This window comes from Frankia sp. Hr75.2, assembly GCF_949319125.1.
GTDB classification, from domain to species: Bacteria; Actinomycetota; Actinomycetes; order Frankiales; family Frankiaceae; genus Parafrankia; species Parafrankia soli.
Genome location: NZ_CASGGV010000090.1, coordinates 1 through 4,718, shown reverse-complemented (window position 1 = coordinate 4,718; position 4,718 = coordinate 1). Strand labels below are relative to the sequence as shown.

The 4,718-nt window shown below is 76.5% G+C and carries 1 protein-coding gene; it reads left to right on the top strand.

Annotated features, from left to right (window positions below):
• On the top strand, positions 1–4,718 hold a 4,718-nt coding region (locus AC559T_RS08735; RefSeq protein ID WP_498868386.1), incomplete at both ends, for an SDR family NAD(P)-dependent oxidoreductase.

Sequence of the window (4,718 nt, the reverse complement as noted above, 5' to 3'; positions counted from 1 at the left end):
CCCTGACCGAATGGCGGGGACGGCTCGACATCGCGGCGGCGAACGGTCCCGCGGCCACCGTCGTCTCCGGCGACACCGAGGCCGCCGGGGAGGCGCTCGCCCGGTTCCGCGCGAGCGGCGTCAACGCCAAGCCCATCCCGGTCGACTACGCGTCGCACTCGGCCCACGTGGAGACGCTGCGGGAGACGCTGCTGGAGACGCTCGCCGACATCACGCCGCGCGCCGCCTCGATCCCGTTCTTCTCCACGGTCGCCGGCCACACCGCGGCGGGCGAGCAGCCTTTCGACACCACCGGCCTGACCGCCGACTACTGGTACGACAACCTGCGCGACACCGTCGAGTTCCACCCGGTCATCGCGGCGCTGGCCCGCGCCGGTTACGCGCACTTCGTCGAGGTCAGCCCGCACCCCGTCCTCACCCCCGCCATCGACCACACCGTCGAGCCGGGCGGCGACGACGCCGACGGGACGAACACGCCCGGTGGACCGAACGGAGCGGGCGGACCGAACGGCACGGGCGGGTCCACCGACCAGCGCTCGGTCAGCATCGTCGGGACGCTGCGGCGCGACGACGGCGGCATGCGACGGTTCCTGGACAACCTCGCGATCCACCACACCCAGGCGGCGCCCGCCGACTGGGCCAGGGCGCTGCCTGCCTCGGACCGGCGGCGAACGCTCGACCTGCCCACCTACCCGTTCCAGCGCCGGCGTCTCTGGCTGACGGTCCCCACTGCCCTGGCCGATCTGGCAGCGGCCGGGCTGCGCGGCGCCGACCATCCCCTGCTGGCCGCAACGGTGGAGCTCGCCGGCTCGGACGCGGTGGCGTTGACGGGCCGGGTGTCACTCGCCGAGCAGCCGTGGCTCGCCGACCACGCGGTCGGCGACACGGTGCTGCTTCCCGGCACCGCCCTGCTCGAACTCGCGCTGCATGCCGGGCGGGCAGTCGCCGAAAAGCACCGGCCCGCGGCCGCGGGAGCGGCCGGGGAGGTCGCCGCGGCCGGGGCCCCCGAGATCCTCGAGGAGCTCACCCTCGAGGCCCCGCTGGTGCTGCCGACCGAGGTGGACGTCCAGCTGCAGGTGAGGGTGGATGCGCCGGACGGGACAGGTCGGCGCGGTGTCTCCATCTTCGGCCGGCCGGCCGGCGAGCGCGGCGAGCCGGACGCCCACACCACGGCGCCGTGGACGCGGCACGCGACCGGGGTGCTCGCGCCGGCCGGCGAGGGCACGGTCGACCAGACGTCCCCGCCCGGGGCGGACACGTCATCCCCCGGCCGTGCCCTCGCCGCCCCGACCGTCCCTGCCGCCCAGGCGAACGGCGGGCACGGCACGGCCTGGCCGCCGGCCGACGCCGTCGCCGTCGACCTCGACGACCTGTACGAACGGCTGGCCGATCGCGGCTACGGCTACGGCCCGGCGTTCCGCGGCCTGCGGCGCGTGTGGCGACACGGCGACGATCTGCTGGCCGAGGTCGCGTTGCCGGCCGAGGCCGGACCCCCCGCCGGCTTCACTCTGCATCCGGCGCTGCTCGACGCGGCTCTACACCCGGTCGTCGGTCTCCTGGCGGCGGACCCGGCGGCACCGCCATCGCTGCCGTTCGCCTGGTCCGCCGTGGCGCTGCACACTGTCGGGGCCGACGAGCTGCGGGTACGCATCAGCCCGACCGCACCGGACCGGGTACGCATCGCTGTCTACGACCCGGCCGGCAGGCCGGTGGCGGAGATCGCCACCCTGGCCCTGCGCCCGACAGCGGTGGAACGCCTCGGCGGGACGGCCACCGAGGCGGCGGACGCGCTGTTCTCCGTGCGCTGGCGCACGCTGCCGCCGGTCCCTTCGGCCACACCCGCCGGGGCGGACGCCGGCGTGCGGGCGGCCGGCACGACCGCCGCGGTCCGCTGGGCCCTGGTCGGGCCGGACCCGCTCGATCTGGCCGGTCTCGTCACGGACGGCGACGGGCAGCGCGGCTCCGCCGCCGAGCGGCACCCGGATCTCGCCGTCCTCGCCGCGGCCACCACGACCACCGCCGATACCGATGTCGACGAGGCCGAGACCGCTGCCGCTGCGGGTGCGGGTGCGGACAGCCTCTCCGGCGAGGTGCCGACGGCCGTGGTGGTGACGCTCGTGTCGACGGGCGACACCGAACGGTCGACCGCCGACGGGACGCGGCGGACGACGACCGACGCTCTGGCCCTGCTGCAGTCGTGGCTCGCGACCGAGCCCTTCGCCGGCGAGCGGTTCGCCGACACCCGGCTGGTCCTGGTGACCTCGCGCGCGGTCGGGACCGACGCCGGCGAGCCGGTGGACGACCTCGGTGCGGCCGGGGTGTGGGGGCTGGCGCGCTCGGCGCAGACGGAACATCCCGGCCGTGTCCTGCTGGTCGACCTCGACAACCACCCCGACTCGCGTACCGCGTTCGCCGGGGCCGTCGCAGCGGCACTCGCCGCCGACGAACCGCAGCTCGCCCTGCGCGGCGGGCAGGCGCGCGTGCCGCGGCTGGCCCGACGCGACCGTGGGGAGACGCTCGCCATCCCCGCCGGGTCCGCGGACGGGACGGCCGACGGCACGGCGGCATGGCGACTCGACGTCACCACCCGCGGGACGCTGGACACGCTGGCTCTGGTGCCCTTCCCCGCGGCCGACGCGCCGCTGGCCGCCGGCCAGGTCCGGGTCGCGCTGCGGGCGGTCGGCCTCAACTTCCGCGACGTCCTCATCGCGCTGGGCGTCTACCCGGGCGAGGCCGAGCTCGGCGCCGAGGGGGCGGGCATCGTCGTCGAGACCGGCCCGGAGGTCACCGGCCTCTCCCCCGGCGACCGGGTGATGGGGCTCGTCCCGGGGGTGATCGGCTCACGCGCGGTCGTCGACCGCCGGCTGCTCACCCGGATCCCGCCCGGCTGGTCGTTCGCGCAGGCGGCGGGCGCGCCGGTCGCCTACCTGACCGCCGCGTACGGCCTGCTCGACCTCGGCGGCCTGCGCAGCGGCGACAGGGTGCTCATCCACGCGGCGACCGGTGGCGTCGGCACGGCCGCGGTCGCGCTCGCGCGTCACCTCGGAGCCGAGGTCTACGCCACGGCGAGCCCGGCCAAGTGGGGTGTGCTGGTCAAGGCGGGCGTCGACCCGGCCCGGGTGGCGAACTCGCGGACGCTGGAGTTCGAGTCCCGGCTGCGGGACGCCACCGGCGGGCGGGGGGTCGACGTCGTACTCAACGCGCTCGCCCACGAGTTCACCGACGCCTCGCTGCGGCTGCTCGCTCCCGGTGGTCGCCTCGTGGAGATGGGCAAGACCGACCTGCGCGACCCCGACGCCGTCGCCGCGGCCCATCCCGGCGTGCGCTACCAGGCGTTCGATCTCCTCACCGTCGACCCGGACCGCATAGCGGAGCTGCTCGCCGAGCTGACCGGACTGTTCGAGCGGGAGGTGCTGCCGCCGCTGCCCGTGGTGGGGCACGACATCCGGCACGCCCCGACGGCGCTGCGGACACTGCAGGCGGCCCGGCACACCGGGAAGCTGGTTCTCACCGTGTCTGTCGAACGTGACCCGGACGGCACGGTGCTCGTCACCGGTGGGACGGGGACGCTCGGTCGGCTCGCCGCCCGGCACCTGGTCACCCGGCACGGCGTGCGGCACCTGCTGCTCGTCAGCCGGCGCGGGCCGCAGGCTCCGGGAGCGCGGGAACTACTCGCCGAGCTGACCGAGCTCGGCGCGCAGGTCACGGTGATAGCCGCCAACACCGCCCATCCGGCGGGCGTCTCGGCGGTCCTCGCCGCCGTGCCCGACGAGCACCCGCTGACCGCCGTCGTACACACCGCGGGAGTCCTCGACGACGCGGTCCTCACCTCGCTCACACCCGAGCAGGTCGAGACCGCCCTGCGACCGAAGGTGGACGCCGCCTGGCACCTGCACCGGCTCACCGCCGGCCTGGACCTGTCGGCGTTCGTCCTCTACTCGTCGGTCGCGGGCATCCTGGGCAACGCGGGCCAGGGTAACTACGCCGCCGCCAACACGTTCCTGGACGCGCTCGCGCAGCACCGCCAAGCCCGGGGCCTGCCCGCGGTCTGCCTCGCCTGGGGCCTGTGGGCACAGGGACTCGGGACCGCGCCGGCCGCGGACGGGCGGGCCGCGGGCCAGCCCGGCGCAGGCGAGACGGCGACCGGCGGCGGTGGGCTCACCGCGCACCTGCGCAGCACCGACATCGAGCGGCTCGGCCGCGGCGGGCTGGCGCCCCTGGACACCGACACCGGCCTCGCCCTGCTCGACGCCGCGTTCGACGCCCCCGAGGCGCTCCTCGTCCCGGCCCGGATCTCGTCGCGCCGGCTCGCCGCGGGCACGCCCCCGACGATGCTGCGCGAGCTGGTCCGGACACGGCCGCGACGGGCGCCAGCCGGCCGCCCCCGCGCCGGGTCCGCGTCGGAACCGGCGGCGAACGGGTCCGGCGCGGCGCCGGCATCGGCCGGGAACTCGCTGGTCGCCGAGCTGGCGGGCCGTTCCGAAGTCGAGCAGAGCCGCCTGCTGCTGGCCCTGGTCCGCCGGATCGCCGCCGGCATCCTCGGCCACGGCGAGCCGGAGACGATCGAGCCCGACCGCGGCTTCCTCGCGGCCGGATTCGACTCGCTGACCGCGGTGGAGCTGCGCAACCAGCTCGGCACCGCCGCCGGGCTGCGCCTGCCGCCCACCCTGACCTTCGACCACCCGACCCCGCGGGCGCTCGCGGAACACCTGAGGTCC